Consider the following 19,195-nt stretch of genomic DNA (forward strand, 5'->3'; position numbering starts at 1 on the left):
TTCTTTTTATTTTAAATTAATTCCAGTACTATGAACTGGACCATGATCATTTGGTCTAATTTGTTTTAATAATCCATTTAGAGCAATTGAAGCTTCTGCAAAACCATTAGCAATTAAGTCTTGTTTACTTGAATAAACAATTGGATCTCCAATCGCAAAAACATTTTCAATATCAGTTTGCATAAATCCATCTACAACAATCAAATTATGATCTAATTTTGGCTTAATTGACCATTTCTTAAGTGCTTTATTATTTGATACAAAACCATAATTAACTACTAATTCATCGACAAGTTTCGTTTCCAATTCATTATCAGATTTAACTTTTTTGGCACTCACACTTAAGCGATCATTTTGTAATTCTAATTTTTTAATTAGATAAGGTGTCATTAATTCAATATCTGAATTTTTAAGTTGACTAACCATATGTTCTAATCCTTTAAATTCTTCACGTCGATGCACTAAGTATACTTTTTTAGCAACTTGGTTTAACATTAATGCCATATCAACAGCTGCATCTCCACCACCTGCGACCATAACTTCATGGTTCTTAAATTTATCTAATTTTGGAACACTATAGAATAATTTTTGATTCCTTAATTCTTCTGCATTTTCAGCACGCAGCGTTCTTGGCTCAAATGCACCTGCTCCAGTAGCAATGATTACTCCCTTACTCTTGGTTGTACGTTGAGTTGTTTTAATTGTAAAAGTATCATCATCTTCTTTAACAATATCAATTACTGCCTCATTTAAAAATTGATCTGTTTTGACTAAATTTAATTGCTTTTCTAAATTAGAAATTAATTCTTGTCCAGTGATTCCAGCAAATCCAGGAACATCTAAAATTGTTTTTTCCGGATATAAAGCTTTTACTTGTCCACCAAATTCTGGCAAGCTTTCAATAATTTGTACTTTAGCTTCTCTTAATCCAGCGTAAAAAGCTGCAAACATTCCAACTGGTCCACCACCAACAATTGTTACATCATATATTTCATTATTCATAATTATCACTCTCATCTATTATAATTTTAAGGAGTTTCAAATATGAAAATATTCAAAAATTTATGGATTGCTATTATTCCATTTTTATTGTTAATCGGCATTTGGGAAAGTCGTCAATTAACCTTAAAAAATCTTAAAGTTAATCAATCGACCACTGCTACTATTTTTATTCCAGGTTATGGAGGAAATCAAATTTCTACCAATGCCACAATTAATCATTTAAATAACTTTCATATTGCAACTAAAACACTTCGGATTCATGTAAAAAAAGATGGATCCATTTATAAAACCAAACAGTTCAATCAATTTTCCAAAAATAATCCTACCATTCAATTATTATTCGATAACAATAAAAACCCCAAACTAGAAGCTAATCAAATGGTTAATGTTATGCACTATCTATACAATAAATATAACATTAAAAAAATCAATTTTGTAGGCCATTCATCTGGAGCAAATATTGCTTATGACTATCTAATTCGTAATTCAAAAACATCAAAAGTACCTACACCGCAAAAGTTTATTAGTTTTGCATCAAATTTTTCAAAAACACCACAACCAAATTATCAAAATATTCCTAAACAACTACAAATTTTAAACTTAGTTGGCGAAATTAAACATTCAAGATCTGATTCAGAAATACCATTAAATACAACAAAAAACATGGAAAAATTAGTTAAGCCATTTGTAAAAAGTTATCAATATAAAATTTATCGTGGTAATTATTTACAAGCTGAACATTCAATGTTGCATGAAAATCCTGCTGTCGATAAAATCATCGCAGAATTTTTATTTAAGTAACCTTTTTTTCCTCCTACTCTTTCTTTCAATTATCCTTTGACCTTGTAAAGTTCTAACTTCTCTTAATCCAGCGTCAATTAAAACAATTACCATCATCCAACCAATTAAAATTAAAAGAATTTTTTGTAAATCACAATAATAAAAAATATCAAACGGAATTGTCCAATCCCAAAAAGTATGCAAAAGAATCACAAACAAATAAAAGCGAAAAAATATTTTAGTACTAAAATCATAAATTGAAAATTGAGCTTTCGTTTTTTTACCAATTACAACTGCAGCTCCTAAAATAGCAGCCCAAATTGTATGAGTTCCAATCGTTTGCCAACTTCGAATCAATAACGTAATCAAACCATATTGGCTAGTATATCCAGCATTTTCAATAACTGAAAATCCTGCTCCAATTGCTGCTCCAATTAACATTCCATTGAAAATATATTTTATTTTAAATTGGTTTGTATAATAAATAATAATTAAAAGTTTAGCTGTTTCTTCTACAAATCCAATTAAAAAAGCTGCCCAAAAATTCATATCATTAGAAATTGGAACAATATCGTACAAAATCATTGTTGCAATAATTGCCAAAATTCCACCAATTAAAAAAATTTCAAAAATCTTCATAAATGACAAATTTCGATAAACGTTGATTTCAAAGAAAAGCATTAATAATGACATTGGAACGGTAAGTGATCCAATAAAAGTTAACCCCGTTGAAACTTTGTCACTGCTAAATACGAACATTAAACACCATAGTAATAAAAAACTAAATCCTAATAATGCAAAAACACGACTAAAGAACCATGGTTTAACTGGAGCACTCGAAACTTTTTTTAAGCTTGGAGTAGTTGTCTTAGTACCAGATATAAATAATTGTTCTTCTTCATCCTTTGAATGCTTTTGAAAAACTTGTGAGAACATTCTTCCTAAATGGATTTCGACAGCCTCATAATTTCCCGTCCATTCATTCAAACTTTTAGTTGTATCGTTAAGAATTCGATCATAATTTCGCTTAACACCGACTAAAGAAATCGGAATTTTTTTCAAGTTAGCTAATCGTTTGATATGACTAGTTTTACGTACCATTTTATACCCTCGATTTATAAAAAATTAGTTGCTTTTTTAATATCATTCAAATATGATTCAATTATAGCTTATCCAAGAAACGTTATACAATGGAGGAAGTCACATGAATACAAAGATGATTTTAGATATTGACACAGGAATTGATGATGCAATGGCAATTGCATATGCAGTTAGCGATCCACAAATTGATTTAATTGGAGTAATTGGCTCATACGGAAACATTAAAGCTAAATTAGCGGCTCGTAATTCAATTCAAATCTTAGATTTACTAGAAGAAAACAACGTTCCAGTTTTTATTGGAACTGAAAACCCAATTGACCATACATACAAAAGAGAACCCATTAATAGTCAAATTCATGGTGAAAATGGAATTGGTGATGTTGAATTACCTCTTCCTGTTCGAGAAGTAAGAGAAGAAAATGCCGTTGATTTTATCTTAGATTCAGCTAAAAAATATAAAGATCAATTAACAATTGTAGCAACTGGTCCAATGACTAATCTTGCACTTGCAATTAAAAAAGATATAAAAACAATGCAAGAAATTGGTAATATTACTATCATGGGTGGAGCAATAACTGTTCCGGGTAATGTAACTCCAGTTTCTGAAGCAAACATTAATCAAGATCCAAAAAGTGCTGATATTTTATTCAAAAGTGACTTAAATATTACAATGGTTGGTTTAGATGTAACCCTTAGAACTCTCTTAACTAAAAAAGAAACAAGCCAATGGCGCGAACTAGGTGAAGCAGGAACTAAATTTGCTGATATTGTTGATTACTATATCAATTGTTATGACGATATTTATCCAGAACTTGGTGGCTGTTCACTCCATGATCCACTAGCAGTTGGTGTTGCAGTTAATCCTAACTTTGTTAGTATGATTGACTTAAACGTAATGGTTACAACCGAAAATGATGCTTTTTATGGTCGTACAATTGGTGATAAAGCAAGATTAAACGACTCTACTACTAATGTAAAAGTTGCTGTTAATGTAGATAAAGACTATTACTTAGAAACATTCATGAATAACTTCAATCAATTATTTCAAAAAGTAAAATAAAAAAGGCCAATTGGCCTTTTTTTATTGGAAATATTTCTCTAAATAATCTGCAACTCCAGAATTATTATTATTAAGCGTAACATCATTAGCAACTTCTTGAATATCAGGTTTAGCATTTTCCATTGCTACACCAACTTCTGCAGCTTGCAACATTTCATAATCATTTTTAGCATCACCAAATGCCATCAAATTAGAAAAATCTAAATCAAAATGATTTAAAAGGGCTTGTAATCCACCTTTTTTATTAACTCCTTTAGGTAAAAATTCTAAAATTGTAGGTTGAGATCTAACAATATAGAAATTATCTTCCATTTCTGGTGATACTTCATTTAAAATTTGATCTATTTCTTCTGGTTGAGTTGCAATAATTCCTTTAGCAAAATCTTCATCAGGTAGATTTTTATATTTAATTGATTCAAATTCAATCGGTGCTTTAATTACTGATTGATAAATTGAAGATTTTAAATCATTAATTTGATAAACTTTATCAAAATCTAAAATATCTAATGGATGATGATTTTCAGATACAAATTTATGTAACATTTCAATTTGTTGATTTTCTAGAGATTTTTTAAACATAATATTTTCAGTTACATTATTTAAAACCAATCCACCATTAAAGCAAACAGTAAAATCATTGAATTCAAATAAATCTAAATCAATTAAATAATTTTTTATTGCATTGATTGGACGTCCAGTACAAATAACGATTTTTATTCCTTGATTATGTAATTTTTTTAATTCTTTTTTATTTTCTTCAGTAATTGTTTTTTCATCGGTTAATAAACTTCCATCTAAATCTAATGCAATCATTTTAATCATTATATTATTCCTCTTTTGGCTTTATTTTTAAAAAAAATAACCCTAACCTAGGGCTATCATGTATTAGCTACATAGCTTTATTTTAGACTTTTAAAAAGTTATAAGGAATGCAGGTTAATTAACCTTACTGAATTCAGAACCAAGTCTTGACTCAAGTTCTTTTAATTCAGCTACACGAACGTATCTGGGCAAGAAACGTCTAATTTCTTCTTCATTATAACCAACTTCTAAACGTTTATCATCAAAAATAATAGGACGTTTAATAAGGTCAGGATATTTAACCAATAAATCAACTAATTCAGTTAATGACATATCATCGATATTAACATTTAACTTTTTAAAAATATTTGATCTTTTAGAAATAATATCCTCACTACCATTTTCAGTTAATCGAAGTATTTGCTTTACTTCTTCTGAATTCAAAGGATTAGAACTAATATTTCTTTCTTTAAATTCTACTCTGTGTTCGTTTAACCAAGAGCGAGCTTTACGACTAGATGCGCTACTAGGAGCAACGTATAAATTAAGCATAAAAAACATCTCCTCTCATGCATTCAAGCATGAAGTTAAATTAGTCAAAATAATAATTAACTATAGTGAAAGTTTATCATATTATCTGTTCATGTCAATACTATGCGTAAAAAAATTCACAATAAAATCATTTATGTAAACGCTATTATAACAGCTTGTAATCCTATTTATTACAAGGATTGTGCAGTATAATTAAACTTATAATTAATATATTTATGCTTATTATAGCACTTTAAGAAAATTTTACTACGTTTTTTTGTGTATTTAATCACAAAAAAGTCCTCAAAATTTACTTTATTACCATTAAATAATAGAATGGTAACACAACCTTTTTTCGGAGATGACCATATGAAATTAACGATATTATCAACAAGTGATACACATGGATATATTGAACCAACAAATTATATTAAAAAAAATTCACAAATGAATTTTGGCTTAGAAAAAGCTGCAACCACAATTAATAAAATAAAGCAAAATAATCCATATACCATCACAATTGATAATGGTGATTTTTTAGAAGGCTCTCCTTTGGCTTATTATTTGGCTAAAGTGAATCAACCTAATTCTCCTAAACCATTAAGTGATGCTTTTAATCAAATTAATTATGATTTTGGAATTATTGGTAATCATGAATTTAACTATGGAATTAATTATTTAAATAGTGCAATTTCAACATCAAAACGCCAATTTCTTTGTGCAAATATTTTAAAAAATAATAAGCCATGTTTTGGATTACCTTATCAAATCAAAATAATTAATAACGTAAAAGTAGCAGTTATCGGATTAACAACACAAGGAGTTTGTAAGTGGCAAAATAACGATCTTCTAAATGGACTTTCAATTAAATCTGGAGTAGATACATTAAAAAAATATCTACCTGAAATGAAACAAAAAGCAGATGTAATTATCGTTTCTTATCATGGTGGTTTAGAACGTGATGCAGATGGACATGAAATTGAAGACTTAAATGGAGAAAATGAAGGATACCAAATTTTAAAAGAATTTCCAGAAATTGATGCATTAGTTACTGGACATCAACATCGAAAAATTGCTGATAAATTATTTAATACTCCATATACTCAACCTGGAAAACGTGGTGAATATATAGGACAAATTGATTTAGAAATTGAAAAAGATAACGGAATTTATCAAGTAATTAACAGTGATTGTAAATTAGTTAATACTGGTCAAGAAACAGAAAATTTAAATATTAAAAAACAAATAAAGCCAATTCATGACCAATTAGAAGAATGGTTATCTATGCCTTTAGCTGTTATTAATGGATCAATGAAATATGATGATCCATTTAAAGCTCGCCTTCAAGGAAATGCATTCATTAACTTTGTCCAAAAAATTCAAATGAAAACCATGAAAGTTGATATTTCAGCAACTGCACTTTTCACAAATGAAGCTTATGGGTTTGAAAATCCAATCACTATGCGTAATATTATGACTAATTATATCTATCCTAATAGTTTAGCAACTTTAAAAATAACCGGGCAAGATTTAAAAGATGCAATTGAAAAGTCATCAAATTATTTTATAGTTGAAAATGATAAAATCAAAGTCAATCCTGATTACATTTACCCTAAACGTCGAGATTATAATTATGATATGTTTGCTGGAGTTGAATATACCTTGAAAATTTCTAATCCAATTGGACAAAGAGTTATTGAATTACTTTATCATGGCAAACCAATTGAAATGAATCAAGAATATAAAATTGCTTTAAACGCTTATCGTGCAGTTGGTGGCAAAAGATATCCAATGTACAACGAAAGTAAAATTATTAATCAAAATCCAATTACAATGAGCCAATTAATTGCAGACTATTTAAGAAAAAATAAATTAATTGATGCAGATAATCAAAGTAATTTTAAAATAATCAAATAAAAAATACCTTAATATAATTAAGGTATTTTTTATCCAGCTTGTTTTTTATTCTTAGGTTTTCCACCAACATATTGAATTGCTTGTAAACGCCTAATTGTTGTAACCGTTATTTTACCTGGATAAGTTAGTTCATCTTCAATTTGATTTTTAACTTTTTCCGTTAATTGATTGCTTTGATCATCATTAACCTTTTGTGGATCAACTACAATTCTAATTTCTCGACCTGCTTGAATAGCATAACTATCCTTCACTCCATCGACTTGGTTAGCTATTTTTTCTAATCCTTTTAGTCGATTAATGTATTCTTCAACTGATTCACTTCTAGCCCCAGTTCTTGCACCAGAAATTGAGTCAGCAGCAGCTACTAAAATTGCAATCTTTGATTCAGGTTTTACATCTCCATGATGGGATTGAATTGAATTAATAATAATTGGATCTTCTTCAAAAGTTTTAGTAAGTTGAACACCAACTTCAACATGGGTTCCTTCCATATCACGATCAATTGATTTTCCAATATCATGAAGTAATCCTGCTCGTTTAGCTAAGGTAACATCTAAGCCAATTTCTGCAGCAAAAACTGCCATAATTTGGGCAACTTCAATTGAGTGAGCTAAAACATTTTGACCATAACTAGTTCGATATTTTAGTCGACCAATCAATTTAATTAAATCTGGATGAATCCAACCAAGACGGAGATTAGAAACTGTTTCCTCACCAGTCTTTCTCAATCCTGAAATAATATTGTCATTAGCATCATTAACTTCATTTTCAATAATTCCTGGATTAATTTGTTGATCAACCATTAAATTTTTAATTGCTAATTTAGTTGTTTCTCGACGAAGTGGATCATTTGTATTAATAATTAAAGTATCTGGATACTCTGGATCAAAAATCAAATCTACACCACAGAGTGATTCTAACAATCTTAAATTTTGATCATCTTTTCCAGATATTTTGCTTCTCGTGAAGACATCTGGAATGATAACTGATCTTTCAATATGATCTTTAGGTACATCAATTGGGCCATTTTGAATAGCAATATCTAATAACTCAGTTCCTTTTTTATTAGCATCTAAAACTTGTTCATCACGTTCATTTTTAACTGTTTTTGCTCTTTCGATTTCTAAATGATGCTTAGTATCATTTAAAACTTGTTGAACAGCATGGTCATGATTAATTTGACTTTTATCTTCTAACATTGAAATTCTTTGATCCAATAATTGATCTTTTTTATGAAATTTTTCATCCACAATATCAGCTAATTCTTGTAAATCCATTTCTTTTTGCTTAATTTGTATATCTAATTGATCAATTCGATGTTCGCTTTGAATAATGTTATTAGATCGTTTATTTAGACGTTCACCTCTAATTTCAGTTTCTTGTTCTTGATCAGATAATTCTGTATTCTGTTCAATTTGATACTTTTTTGTTTTTTTGTTTTGTTTAGATAATACTTTTTCATAATTAATTTTAGCTTGCTTTTTTGCATCAGCAAGTACTATTTTAGCTTGTTCATTAGCTTTAGATATTTTGACATCACTGATAATTTTTGTAAGATAGTAACCGACAATACCAGCACAAAATAGTAAAGAAATTAAAACAAAATAAAAAGGCAATTTAATCACTCCTTTTTTGTTTAATTTTTCGTTAACTAGAATAATAATACCATTATTTAAACATTTTTTGAAATTAATCAAACCAGCAATTTAAAAGGAGTAATTATGGAAAACTACATTAACCAAATGGAACGATTTAGAACTGAATACAAAAATTTCCCGCAGCTTTCTTTTTTAATTAATCACGTATTACAAGCAGATTTTTTCTTAAAAATTAATAAATTACCTCAAGATATTCCTAGTTTATCAATTCCTGAAAATATGCAAAACATCATCTACCACCAAATTATGGAAGATTCTTTATTAAATAAGACTGAAAAAGAAAGTAAATGGGAACAGCTATCCAATGATTTACCTAAATTGGAAAATAACCTAAGAAATTTCAGAGATTATTTGTCTGAAACATATGGAATGTGGGCTTACATTTCTAGTCTTTTTGTTAGCCATTTAGCTAACTATGTTGATGGCAAAAAAGGTTTAGAAGTTATGGCAGGAAATGGTTATATTTCAAAAGGATTAAAAGAACATCATCAAGATATTATTGCAACTGATGATTTAAGTTGGGTTAAAGAAAATGAAACTGGCAAACATCTAGTTACAAAAGTGGAAAACCTATCGGCCATGGAAGCTTTTGAAAAGTACAAAGATCAAATTGAATATTTGATTATGTGCTGGTCACCTGATGGAATTGAAATTGACGTTGAATTACTTGAGGCAATTCGTAACTACCATCGAGATATTCCTCTTATTGTAATTGGTGAAAAAGATGGCGCAACTAACTCAAAAAAATTCTGGAACATTGCAAATTTTATTGATGATGCAAAAATAAATGAATTAAATAATTACTACTCTCATTTTGACTTAATTCAAGATAAAATTTATCTAATAAAATAAGGATAGTCCTATTGAGACTATCCTTATTTGTTAATTCACCAAGGTCAATGTAACTAGTTTATAAGTTCCATTACGATGATATGTTTTATTCATTTTTTTAGGTTTCTTTTTACCAATTGTGCTTGTTGCATCAAGAGTAATTTCTTTATTATAATCTACACTTTGAATTTTGGTTACTCTCATTTTAGCATTTGGATTAATCAAATATTCTTTTTCAGTTTTAAATTTGGATAGTGGTTCAATATATGCTCCATGATAACCTTTTGGTACATTAATCTTATATAAAACACCATCACTATAATCTACAGCTGTATTTTTAGATAAAGTAGCTGAAGAATACCCTTTATTTTGGATCATTGCACCAACCTTTAATGGTTGATTATTTAAAGTTAAATTCATTAAACCTTCATTAGTTCCACGATATACAGTTAAATCAAATGGTAAGTAAAATTTGTTAGTTGCTGATTTTAAAGATTTAGTTGTATTTTTAATAAACGCATTCTTTGATTTTCCAGTAATTAATGACTTATTAATATCTTTATAATACTTATTACCTGTATAATCACCAACTGCTTTATATTCTTTTTTACTTAATTTTTTTGCCCAAAGCTTTGAATCTTTTAATAATTTTTTGTATTTTTTATCTGAAAAAGAATAATTTCCAGTTTTATAAACGTTATCATTAAAATTATTGATCATCAATTTTTGACCATCTTCAGTTTCAATAATTGCATCATCAGCAATTTTTTGAATTAATTTAACTTGTGTATCAGCAGCTAATTGATGTGTTTTCTCTAAATTAGGTTGATTATTGTCTAATTCATAGCCATTCACTGATTTGTTTAGTAAATATTGTCCGTCAGTTAAATTAGTTACTTGATTGTCAGTATTAGTATTAATCGTAACTGATGATGATTGATTTTTTGCTTCCACTTGATCATTTAATGATATAAAACTAAGCGAGAAAGTTACAGTAATTGCGAGTAATATTTTTTTCATCTTGTTCTCCTTATGTATAATACTATTTTATATATATTATTATACATATATATAAAGAATTGTAAATAAAAAAGACTAACTTTTTAGTTAGTCTTTTTTTGCATTTATTAAAAATAAACGGATTACAACGAAGTTCACATCTTCTTGTAATCAAGTCTCCTGCAATACGGCAGTTAATGAGACTCCACATAATATAAACAGCCAGCAAGCTGACTGTTCGGCTCATCACGCAAAGATTATTATCACATAATTTATATTTTTTGTCTATTCAGCTTCTTCAGCTTTATTTTTATTTGTTTCAATAACTTCTAATTCATTTTTTGTCCATTCTACAAATGTAGTTAAACCATCTGAATCAAAATTTTCGATAAATTCTTCTGCATCAGCAAGTTTATCAATTCTTAAATTAGATTTCGAAACATTAGGAGAATCAATAATCATATTTACTTGCATTGGTAATTCACCATCTTTAACAATGATTTTTGCAATACTATTAACATATTCTAATGGTAAATTAATTGCACATATTTCTAGACGAATAATAAATTCTTCATCTTTAATTCTAATCTCTGCTCGTGCAACTTTATTCTTTTTAATATTATCAGCAATAAAATTATTTAATGGCATTAGATTAGCTGCAATTCGATCTGTAAATTTTTTCATTGTCATTTCTAATTCAGTATGTTCAAAATTAGCTTCTGTAATTTGATTAATAAATTCTTTTTCGTCCATTATCATTATCGGTTATGTCCCTACTTTCTAAATTTCATATATCTTTCAACTCGTTCATTAGCAGTGATTTTCCTCATCTGCCATGCTAATGCTAACCAAACAAAATTAATCATTAATGAAATTAAAATTAATACAAAAATTAAAATTTTAATCATTAAATTTGTTGGTAAACTAAAAACATTAAATAATGCTCCAATTATATTAACACTGTAAATAATCTCTACGAAAGTTAAAAAATAGATTCCAAACATTTTCTTAAAATAAACTAATAATGTAGGGATTAAAAATAAAATAACTGCAACTAAACTAGTTCGAAAAAAATTAGATAAAGCATGATTATTTGATTGATTAATTAAAAACATTGATAAATTTAACAGTAAAAATAAAACTAATGACATAACAGCAATTAATCCTAATTTCTTAGCTAACTCGTTTTTTTGCATATAAATCTCCTTATAAACATAAATCTCAGTTAAGTATAAACATTTTTTTACGATATCACAATCTTTTCTTGATAAATATGTATATTATTAGCTTATCATTAGCAAAACATGGTATCATGATGATAAAGATAAATTCAATGAGGTGAATCAAATGGCAAATAATTACAAACGTATTTTAGCTGCAATCGATGGTGCCGAAGACACTTTCCCTGTCCTAGATCGAGCAATTGAATTAGCTAAACAAAATGATGCTCATCTAGATATTTTAAATGTTCTTGAAGTAAATCAATTTAATTATAATTATGGAAGTTCAGTAACTTCTGATTCAGTTATCAAATTAACTGATGATACTAAAACTATTCTAGAAACTTTAAAGAAACAAGCTATTGACGCTGGTGTAAATGATGTTAAGATCCATATGCGCTTTGGAAGTCCAAAGAAAATTATTGGTAAAGAATTTCCTGATGATCACAACAATGACTTAATTGTACTTGGTGCAACTGGACTTTCTGCCGTTGAAAAATTAATGGTTGGATCAGTTACCACATATGTTACCGGAGCTGCTAAAAGGGATGTATTAATCGTTAAATAAAAATGTTAGATTACTTCTAGCATTTTTTTATTGGAGAATTTTATTTATGACAAAAAAATGGCAATATGAATTGATTGTTCCACACGAATATAACAACAAATCGATTCGTGAATATCTAAGTCGATACCTACTAATCCCCAAACATTTAATTTTTAATTTGAGAACTGAGCAACGTGTTTTAGTAAATCAGAAATATTTACCTATGAATTTTCCAATTAAAACAAATGATAAAATATCTTTAACTTTTTTTGAATCTGATTTTTCTAAACAAATTATTTTAACTAATTCTAAAATTAAAATTGATGTTTTATACGAAGATGACGATTTAATAATTGTGAATAAACCTCGTGGAATAAAAACTCATCATAATCAACCGAATGAAAACACAACATTGATTAATTATGTTGCTGATTATTTAAAGCCAAAACAGCCATATATGATTCACCGTCTAGATCAAGAAACCAGTGGAGCAATTATTTTTGCTAAAAATCCTGTTGTTGTACCTATTTTAGTTGAAATGATTAAGCAAAAATCCATTAAAAGAAATTATACCGCTTGGATTAAAGGACATTTAAAAGATTCATACGGAACAATCCATGAAGCAATTGGATTTCATCCTTCAGATCAACGTAAAAGGCAAATTAACGGTTCAAAAGCAAAAAATGCAATTACACATTATCAATTAATTAAAAGCTCTAAAACGAACGATTTGGTCCAAATAAGCTTAGAAACTGGAAGAACCCATCAAATTAGAGTTCATTTTGCTTATTTAGATCATCCTTTACTTAGTGATCCTTTATATAATCCAGAAACTAAATCAAATGATAAAATGTTACTTCATTCATCATCCATTAGTTTAACAACACCATTTTATCACCACGAGTTATTTATTAATTCACCAATACCTAATGAATTTAAATAAAAAAGAGAACTCAGTGAGTTCTCTTTTTTATTTACAAATAATTGAATTATTTGTTAAGTGGTTCCCATTTCCATTCAGTTACTTCTGGTAGATCAGTACCAACTTCTCTGATGTAATGGTTATGCTTGTCAACCATAGCATTCATTTCTTGAACGAATGACATACCTTTAACAGCATATGAAGGAATGTTTTCAACAACATCCTTAGCTAAGTCGAAACGGTCTAATTGGTTCAATACACGCATATCGAATGGTGTAGTGATATCACCGTTTTCTCTGTAACCATGAACATGTAAGTTATGGTTATGACGACTGAAGAAGATATCTCTAATCATGTCTTCGAAACCGTGGAATGCAAAGATTACAGGTTTGTCAGTAGTGAATAGTTGATCGAATTCAGCATCACTTAAACCACGTGGGTCAATTGATGGGTGACGTAATTTTAGAAGATCAACAACGTTGATGAATCTAATCTTCATGTCAGGGAATCTCTTGTTCAAGATTGAAATTGCAGCAAGTGATTCCATAGTTGGTTCAACACCAGCAGTAGCAATAACTACATCAGGTTCTTGACCATTATCAGTTGAAGCCCAGTCAACGTAGCTTAAACCACGGTTTACAAGGTTAGCAGCTTCGTCAATGTTAAACCATTGTGGACGAGGGTGTTTTGAAGTAATAATCAAGTTAATTCTTTCGTAACTTGCAAATGCTTCATTACCTACAGCTAATAATGTATTAGCATCAGCTGGGAAGTATTCACGGATAAATTCTGGTTTCTTTTCAGCCAAGTGGTTAATCATACCTGGATCTTGGTGAGTGTAACCATTATGATCTTGTTGGAATACAGTTGATGAATCAACAAAGTTAATTGATGGGTATTGGTTTCTCCAGTCTTGTTCTGCAGCTTTTCTTAACCACTTGAAGTGTTGAGTTAACATTGAGTCAACTACACGACCGAATGATTCATAAGTTACAAAGAAACCATGACGACCAGTTAATACGTAACCTTCTAACCAACCTTCATCATTGTGTTCTGATAAAGCAGAATCAATGATACGACCTGAATGAGCCATCTTGAAGTCATTTGGTTCTTTAACTTCTGGCATCCATTGTCTGTTAGTTACATCGAACATACCATATAATCTGTTTGACCACATTTCATCAGGACCAAAGGCACGGAAGTTGTTAGGGTTTTTAACGATAACATCACGTAACCAGTTTGACCATTCGAACATATCACTTTTTTCTACTGAACCTGGTGTATCAAATTCAACAGCGTAATCTCTAAAGTCAGGTAAGTTAAGAGGTTTAGGATTAATTCCACCATTAGTGATTGGGTTTGTTGACATACGACGGTCACCTTTTGGTGCTAAGTCGATGATTTCTTGTTTGATTGAACCATCTTCATTAAATGATAATTCAGGTTTGTAACTCTTCATCCATTCAACAAATTCATCAGCAGTATCCATGTTATCAGCACTCAATGGTAGTGGAACTTGATGAGCTCTGAATGAACCTTCGATTGGGTCACCATTACCATCTTTAGCTGGACCAGTCCAACCTTTTGGTGAACGGAATACAATCATTGGCCATACAGGTTCTGTAGCATCAGATGCTGAACCTTTTCTAGCTTTTTCTTGAATAGCATGAATATCTTCAACAGAAGCATCCATAGCTTTAGCCATACTTTCATGAACGTTCATGAAGTCAGATTTGTCACCATCAGTTTCAACGAAACGAGGTTTCCAACCAAGACCTTCAAAGTATTTTTGTAAGTCTTCATCTGAAGTACGACCAAAAATAGTTGGGTTAGCAATTTTAAAACCGTTTAAGTTAATAACAGGTAATACAGCACCATCAGTAACTGGGTTAATAAATTTGCTTGAGAACCATGAACTAGCTAAAGGACCAGTTTCAGATTCACCATCACCAATTTCAACAGCTGCGATAACATCTGGGTTATCTAAGATAGCACCAACACCATGTGATAATGAGTAACCTAATTCTCCACCTTCATGAATTGAACCTGGAGTTTCAGGTGCAGCATGTGAAGCAATTCCGCCTGGGAATGAGAAGTTTTTAAATAATTTTTGTAATCCTTCTTTATCTTGACTCTTATCTGGGTAAATGTCAGAGTAACTACCATCAATGTATGAGTTAGATACCATAACTTGTCCACCGTGACCAGAACCTTCAATATAGAACATGTTTAAATCATATTTATTAATAATACGGTTTAAATGTGTGTAAATGAAAGTTTGAGAAGCGATAGTTCCCCAGTGACCAATTGGTTTAACCTTTACATCATCTGAAGTTAATTTACCTTCAAGTAAAGGGTTGTCACGTAAGAATAATTGACCTACTGATAAGTAGTTCGCAGTATTCCAAAATTGTTGCATTTTTTGCAAGTATTCTTTTGAATCGTAATCGACTGCCATGCAATAACACTCCTTTTAATATATATAACAACTAAAAGTTGATAAAAGTAATATTTGAATGGCCGATAAATAATCGACCGCTCTACACCATTTATGATAAAGGATTCTGGTAAAAAGTCAACCTTTTTACCAATTGATACGGTCCAATTATCAAGTGCTAAAAATACACTAATTCAACTATCTTAAGTATGAAACTTGTAATATAAATTGTCCATTGATTTACTTTTAAAATTTCCTTGTTTTTTTCTTTCATTCATCACTTAAATCAACAAAATTATTGTAATTTAAATATTTATAATGTACTCGCATATTTGAAACTTCAAATGGAGTTCCATCATCTAAAAAGAAAATTCCAGAAATAATGCCTACCGGTTCATTTTCTTTAAGATGTAATAACTCTTGGTCTTCTTGATTAGATGGTTCTGCACTAATCGACATAAATGACTTAGTTCCAGTTTTATTTAATTCTTCAGCTAAATAATTAAAAATTGAACCTGATACAATCTCTTGATTTAAATTAGGAGCAATGCTTATTGGAATATAACCAGTTTCAATCATAAATGGTTGATGGTCTACAAACCGTAATCTTCTAATTTCATAAACAAAATCGCCTTCTTTTAAAAATAAGTCCTCTATAATATCTGAACTTGCAGGAATAACTTTAAAATCTAACAATTGAATTTGTGGTGTTACTCCTTGGCTTTTCAAACTATCTGTAATTCCTAAATTAGATCCTTCGTATTGAAAAATCGATCGATTCTTTAAATATAGAGGATTAATAAAGGTTCCAGAACCTCTTTTTTTAAAAATTAATCCTTGCTGAGATAAAATACTAAGTGCTCTTTTAATTGAACTTCGACTAACATTATATGATTCACTAAGACTTCTTTCATCTGGTAGTTTATGATTCTTAAATTCTTGATTTTTTATTTTTCGTTTTAAGTCATTTAAAACATTTTTATAAACTAAGTCTGTCATTTTAAACTCTCCAAATTTAAATTTACAATATTATAGTATAACAGAAACCATTAAATTAATATCAACAACAAAAAGAGACTACACAAATCAGTGTAGTCTCTTTAATTAATTAACCTTTTTCAGATTCTTCAAATTTTCTATTTGATTTATATAAATCATAAACAACCCATGCAAGTAATAATAAAATTAATACAATTGCAATTGTGGCGATTGTGTTAGAAAGACTTACTTGTCCACTAGTTGGATGGTCACCAAAGAATCCTAAAATGGCACCTGGTAATCCCTTAAAGTTTAGATAAGTTAATCCAACAACTGAAATCCAACCTAAAATTTGAATCCATAATTTATTTTTAAATCTTTCTCCCATTTCAAGTTTACTATTTGTAAACATTAATAATGGAAGCATCGAGAACGGTAAAGCAAACGATAGGAAGACTTGCGAATTAACCATCAAGCTATTAATTGCTTGATGTTCTTCAATCTCTGGTTTTCCACTAGACATCCAAACACAAATTACAACCGGAAGGACTGAAAGAAGACGAGTGAATAAACGTCTAGCCCACAATGGAACTTTCATATGAATAAAACCTTCCATAATTACTTGACCTGTTAAAGTTCCAGTAATTGTAGAATTTTGTCCAGAAGCAAGTAAAGCTACTGCAAATAATGTCGATAATACACCAGTACTTGCAACCTGTTTTAAAATACCATTACTCATTGTTGAAGTATCAGAAAGTGCGTCATACAATCCAAAGAATGATGGATCTTGAACTGTTCCTTGTTTGAATACTGCAACTCCCATAATTAATAGCAATGCATTGACAACAAAAGCCATTCCTAACTGAATATTTGAATCCCACGCAGTAAAACGTACTGATTCTGCAACTTCATCTTCATTATCATGATTAACTTTTCTTGTTTGAGAAATAGCTGAATGAAGATATAAATTATGAGGCATAACCGTTGCACCAATAATTCCAAGTGCTCCAGAAATTGGTGTAATTCCACCAATTTCAGGTGAATCTTTGATTGTTTCAGCTGATGGAACTAGATTAACAATTGCTTGACCCCAGTCTGGATTAGCTAAAATAACTTGGTAAGCAAATACAAACAAGATAACTAAAATTAGCGCAACAACAATTGCCTCGATTTTTCTAAATCCTACTTTCATAAGTAGTAACAAGACAAAAACATCTAATACTGTTATTAAAACAGCAATCAGAAGTGGTATCTTAAATAAAAGATACAACGCAATTGCAGCTCCGATAACCTCAGCGATATCAGTAGCCATTATTGCCAACTCTGTTATTATCCAAAGAACAATTCCTAGTTTTTTACTCGTTCTAGCACGAATTGCTTGGGATAAATCCATCTGGGTCACGATTCCAAGTTTAGCTGCCATGTATTGTAGCAACATCGCAATCAAACTTGATATCAAGATTACAGACATTAAAAGGTATTGGAAACTTTGACCACCTGTGATTGAAGTAGCCCAGTTACCTGGATCCATATATCCAACTGCAACTAATGCACCTGGACCGGAATAAGCGAACAGAGTTTTCCAAAAACCTTTTCCTTTTGGAACTTCAACGGTACCGTTGATTTCTTGCAAAGATTTACCGTTAGCATATTCAATGAAACGGCCTTTCTTTGGTTCTTGTTTATTCGTCATAAACTCTCACAACTCCTTTGATATTCGTTTCATTGGCATTATACCTTAAAAATATCTTAAAGTATATAATTTTATTTATACTATTTTTAAAGCTATGTTATGCTCTATGATAGAGGTGTTAAAAATGGCTAAAAACAAATCTAAAGTTCATAAAACATTAGTTGAACAAATTTTAGATAAAAACAAAATTGATTATCAACAATTAATTTTTGAAACATACACTGATGGTGATGTAGAACAAATTAATGTTAACCATGATGAAATAAATCAACATCAAATTTATAAAACCTTAGCACTTACAACTCCAAAAAATGGTCCAATTGTTGGAGTCGTGCCATTAGATGAACGATTAAGCTATAAAAAATTAGCTAAAGCATCTGGCAATAAAAAAGTTGGAATGATTCCACTAAAAGACTTAGCTAATATAACAACTTATGAACATGGGGCTAACACTCCAATTGGAATTTATGAAAAAAAAGGATTCCCAATTTTTATTGATAATTCTGCAACAGAACAAGAAAACATTATTGTTTCTTCTGGACAAATTGGTCGATCAGTTAAATTAAACGCTCAAGACCTTGCCAAATTAGTAAAGGGAACTTTTGCAGACATCATAGAAAACTAACGCTACAGTTCATAGCTGTAGTTTTTTTATTGGTTTAATTTATTTTAATCAAAATCATGTTAGGATAAAGAAAATTAATTTAAAGGAGTACTT

Annotated in this window: 18 protein-coding genes; 7 read left to right on the forward strand and 11 right to left on the reverse strand. The window is 29.6% G+C overall.

Translation table 11 applies throughout. The features are described 5' to 3' along the window. Positions 1–6: 6 nt before the first annotated feature. Positions 7–1,002: an NAD(P)/FAD-dependent oxidoreductase gene (locus GSH19_RS03740; protein WP_237026745.1), complete on the reverse strand. Its 996-nt coding sequence runs from the start codon at positions 1,000–1,002 to the stop codon at positions 7–9. Positions 1,003–1,044: 42 nt separating this feature from the next. Here GSH19_RS03740 and GSH19_RS03745 point away from each other — a divergent pair, with 42 nt between their 5' ends. Next, positions 1,045–1,803, forward strand: a complete 759-nt coding sequence (locus GSH19_RS03745) for an alpha/beta hydrolase (RefSeq protein WP_237026746.1) — start codon at positions 1,045–1,047, stop codon at positions 1,801–1,803. Here the strand turns inward: GSH19_RS03745 and GSH19_RS03750 are convergent. Next, entirely contained in the window at positions 1,792–2,883 is a 1,092-nt protein-coding gene (locus tag GSH19_RS03750) for a PrsW family intramembrane metalloprotease (protein ID WP_237026747.1), read from the reverse strand. The genes GSH19_RS03745 and GSH19_RS03750 overlap by 12 nt on opposite strands. A gap of 103 nt (positions 2,884–2,986) precedes the next feature. Between GSH19_RS03750 and GSH19_RS03755 the strand changes: the two genes are divergently transcribed. Next, on the forward strand, positions 2,987–3,943 hold the full coding sequence (locus tag GSH19_RS03755; RefSeq protein WP_237026748.1) for a nucleoside hydrolase: 957 nt from the start codon (positions 2,987–2,989) through the stop codon (positions 3,941–3,943). A 21-nt stretch (positions 3,944–3,964) separates the two neighbouring features. Here the strand turns inward: GSH19_RS03755 and GSH19_RS03760 are convergent, their stop codons facing one another. Beyond that, positions 3,965–4,765, reverse strand: a complete 801-nt coding sequence (locus GSH19_RS03760; protein ID WP_237026749.1) for a Cof-type HAD-IIB family hydrolase — start codon at positions 4,763–4,765, stop codon at positions 3,965–3,967. Between the two features lie 114 nt (positions 4,766–4,879). Continuing rightward, positions 4,880–5,296 (reverse strand): transcriptional regulator Spx, encoded by a 417-nt coding sequence (gene spx / locus GSH19_RS03765; RefSeq protein WP_237026750.1) that lies wholly within the window; start codon positions 5,294–5,296, stop codon positions 4,880–4,882. Between the two features lie 348 nt (positions 5,297–5,644). On the opposite strand from spx, the gene GSH19_RS03770 reads away from it, so the two are divergent. Further along, positions 5,645–7,192 (forward strand): bifunctional UDP-sugar hydrolase/5'-nucleotidase, encoded by a 1,548-nt coding sequence (locus tag GSH19_RS03770; protein ID WP_237026751.1) that lies wholly within the window; start codon positions 5,645–5,647, stop codon positions 7,190–7,192. 29 nt (positions 7,193–7,221) lie between these two features. Here GSH19_RS03770 and rny read toward each other — a convergent pair whose 3' ends face one another. After that, positions 7,222–8,808 (reverse strand): ribonuclease Y, encoded by a 1,587-nt coding sequence (rny, locus tag GSH19_RS03775; RefSeq protein ID WP_237026752.1) that lies wholly within the window; start codon positions 8,806–8,808, stop codon positions 7,222–7,224. A 105-nt stretch (positions 8,809–8,913) separates the two neighbouring features. Here rny and GSH19_RS03780 point away from each other — a divergent pair, with 105 nt between their 5' ends. Beyond that, the gene (locus GSH19_RS03780; RefSeq protein WP_237026753.1) at positions 8,914–9,702 is read left to right on the forward strand and encodes an SAM-dependent methyltransferase; all 789 of its coding nucleotides are present in this window, start codon (positions 8,914–8,916) and stop codon (positions 9,700–9,702) included. A 30-nt stretch (positions 9,703–9,732) separates the two neighbouring features. Here the strand turns inward: GSH19_RS03780 and GSH19_RS03785 are convergent, their stop codons facing one another. The 3 genes from GSH19_RS03785 to GSH19_RS03795 all read right to left on the reverse strand — a co-directional run bounded on the left by GSH19_RS03785 (position 9,733) and on the right by GSH19_RS03795 (position 11,876). Continuing rightward, positions 9,733–10,701 carry an ADP-ribosyltransferase gene (locus GSH19_RS03785; RefSeq protein WP_237026754.1) on the reverse strand — a complete coding sequence of 323 codons (969 nt, stop codon included), beginning with the start codon at positions 10,699–10,701 and terminating at the stop codon, positions 9,733–9,735. A gap of 264 nt (positions 10,702–10,965) precedes the next feature. After that, positions 10,966–11,433 carry a hypothetical protein gene (locus tag GSH19_RS03790; protein ID WP_237026755.1) on the reverse strand — a complete coding sequence of 156 codons (468 nt, stop codon included), beginning with the start codon at positions 11,431–11,433 and terminating at the stop codon, positions 10,966–10,968. A gap of 20 nt (positions 11,434–11,453) precedes the next feature. After that, a complete protein-coding gene (locus GSH19_RS03795; protein WP_237026756.1) occupies positions 11,454–11,876 on the reverse strand; it encodes a hypothetical protein in 423 nt (140 codons plus the stop codon). 151 nt (positions 11,877–12,027) lie between these two features. Between GSH19_RS03795 and GSH19_RS03800 the strand changes: the two genes are divergently transcribed. Both GSH19_RS03800 and GSH19_RS03805 read left to right on the forward strand, forming a co-directional pair. Further along, complete coding sequence (locus tag GSH19_RS03800; RefSeq protein ID WP_237026757.1) at positions 12,028–12,468, forward strand: universal stress protein; 441 nt, start codon at positions 12,028–12,030, stop codon at positions 12,466–12,468. Between the two features lie 46 nt (positions 12,469–12,514). Next, the gene (locus GSH19_RS03805) at positions 12,515–13,390 is read left to right on the forward strand and encodes an RluA family pseudouridine synthase (RefSeq protein WP_237026758.1); all 876 of its coding nucleotides are present in this window, start codon (positions 12,515–12,517) and stop codon (positions 13,388–13,390) included. A gap of 46 nt (positions 13,391–13,436) precedes the next feature. On the opposite strand, the gene GSH19_RS03810 is transcribed toward GSH19_RS03805, so the two are convergent. The 3 genes from GSH19_RS03810 to GSH19_RS03820 all read right to left on the reverse strand — a co-directional run bounded on the left by GSH19_RS03810 (position 13,437) and on the right by GSH19_RS03820 (position 18,477). Continuing rightward, complete coding sequence (locus tag GSH19_RS03810; protein ID WP_237026759.1) at positions 13,437–15,827, reverse strand: phosphoketolase; 2,391 nt, start codon at positions 15,825–15,827, stop codon at positions 13,437–13,439. A gap of 249 nt (positions 15,828–16,076) precedes the next feature. After that, positions 16,077–16,805 carry a GntR family transcriptional regulator gene (locus GSH19_RS03815; RefSeq protein ID WP_237026760.1) on the reverse strand — a complete coding sequence of 243 codons (729 nt, stop codon included), beginning with the start codon at positions 16,803–16,805 and terminating at the stop codon, positions 16,077–16,079. A gap of 109 nt (positions 16,806–16,914) precedes the next feature. Continuing rightward, complete coding sequence (locus GSH19_RS03820; protein ID WP_237026761.1) at positions 16,915–18,477, reverse strand: Nramp family divalent metal transporter; 1,563 nt, start codon at positions 18,475–18,477, stop codon at positions 16,915–16,917. 124 nt (positions 18,478–18,601) lie between these two features. On the opposite strand from GSH19_RS03820, the gene GSH19_RS03825 reads away from it, so the two are divergent. Further along, entirely contained in the window at positions 18,602–19,102 is a 501-nt protein-coding gene (locus GSH19_RS03825) for an aminoacyl-tRNA deacylase (RefSeq protein ID WP_237026762.1), read from the forward strand. Positions 19,103–19,195 lie beyond the last annotated feature (93 nt).

The sequence above is a fragment of the Lactobacillus sp. S2-2 genome, from assembly GCF_021698855.1.
Taxonomy (GTDB): domain Bacteria; phylum Bacillota; class Bacilli; order Lactobacillales; family Lactobacillaceae; genus Fructilactobacillus.

Coding starts and splice junctions, on each gene's coding strand:
- GSH19_RS03825 (WP_237026762.1), top strand. CDS start 18,602: ATGGCTAAAAACAAATCTAAAGTTCATAAAACATTAGTTGAACAAATT.
- GSH19_RS03750 (WP_237026747.1), bottom strand. CDS start 2,883: ATGGTACGTAAAACTAGTCATATCAAACGATTAGCTAACTTGAAAAAA.
- GSH19_RS03795 (WP_237026756.1), bottom strand. CDS start 11,876: ATGCAAAAAAACGAGTTAGCTAAGAAATTAGGATTAATTGCTGTTATG.
- GSH19_RS03810 (WP_237026759.1), bottom strand. CDS start 15,827: ATGGCAGTCGATTACGATTCAAAAGAATACTTGCAAAAAATGCAACAA.
- GSH19_RS03815 (WP_237026760.1), bottom strand. CDS start 16,805: ATGACAGACTTAGTTTATAAAAATGTTTTAAATGACTTAAAACGAAAA.
- GSH19_RS03785 (WP_237026754.1), bottom strand. CDS start 10,701: ATGAAAAAAATATTACTCGCAATTACTGTAACTTTCTCGCTTAGTTTT.
- GSH19_RS03755 (WP_237026748.1), top strand. CDS start 2,987: ATGAATACAAAGATGATTTTAGATATTGACACAGGAATTGATGATGCA.
- GSH19_RS03770 (WP_237026751.1), top strand. CDS start 5,645: ATGAAATTAACGATATTATCAACAAGTGATACACATGGATATATTGAA.
- GSH19_RS03740 (WP_237026745.1), bottom strand. CDS start 1,002: ATGAATAATGAAATATATGATGTAACAATTGTTGGTGGTGGACCAGTT.
- GSH19_RS03820 (WP_237026761.1), bottom strand. CDS start 18,477: ATGACGAATAAACAAGAACCAAAGAAAGGCCGTTTCATTGAATATGCT.
- GSH19_RS03790 (WP_237026755.1), bottom strand. CDS start 11,433: ATGGACGAAAAAGAATTTATTAATCAAATTACAGAAGCTAATTTTGAA.
- GSH19_RS03805 (WP_237026758.1), top strand. CDS start 12,515: ATGACAAAAAAATGGCAATATGAATTGATTGTTCCACACGAATATAAC.
- spx (WP_237026750.1), bottom strand. CDS start 5,296: ATGCTTAATTTATACGTTGCTCCTAGTAGCGCATCTAGTCGTAAAGCT.
- GSH19_RS03780 (WP_237026753.1), top strand. CDS start 8,914: ATGGAAAACTACATTAACCAAATGGAACGATTTAGAACTGAATACAAA.
- GSH19_RS03760 (WP_237026749.1), bottom strand. CDS start 4,765: ATGATTAAAATGATTGCATTAGATTTAGATGGAAGTTTATTAACCGAT.
- GSH19_RS03745 (WP_237026746.1), top strand. CDS start 1,045: ATGAAAATATTCAAAAATTTATGGATTGCTATTATTCCATTTTTATTG.
- GSH19_RS03800 (WP_237026757.1), top strand. CDS start 12,028: ATGGCAAATAATTACAAACGTATTTTAGCTGCAATCGATGGTGCCGAA.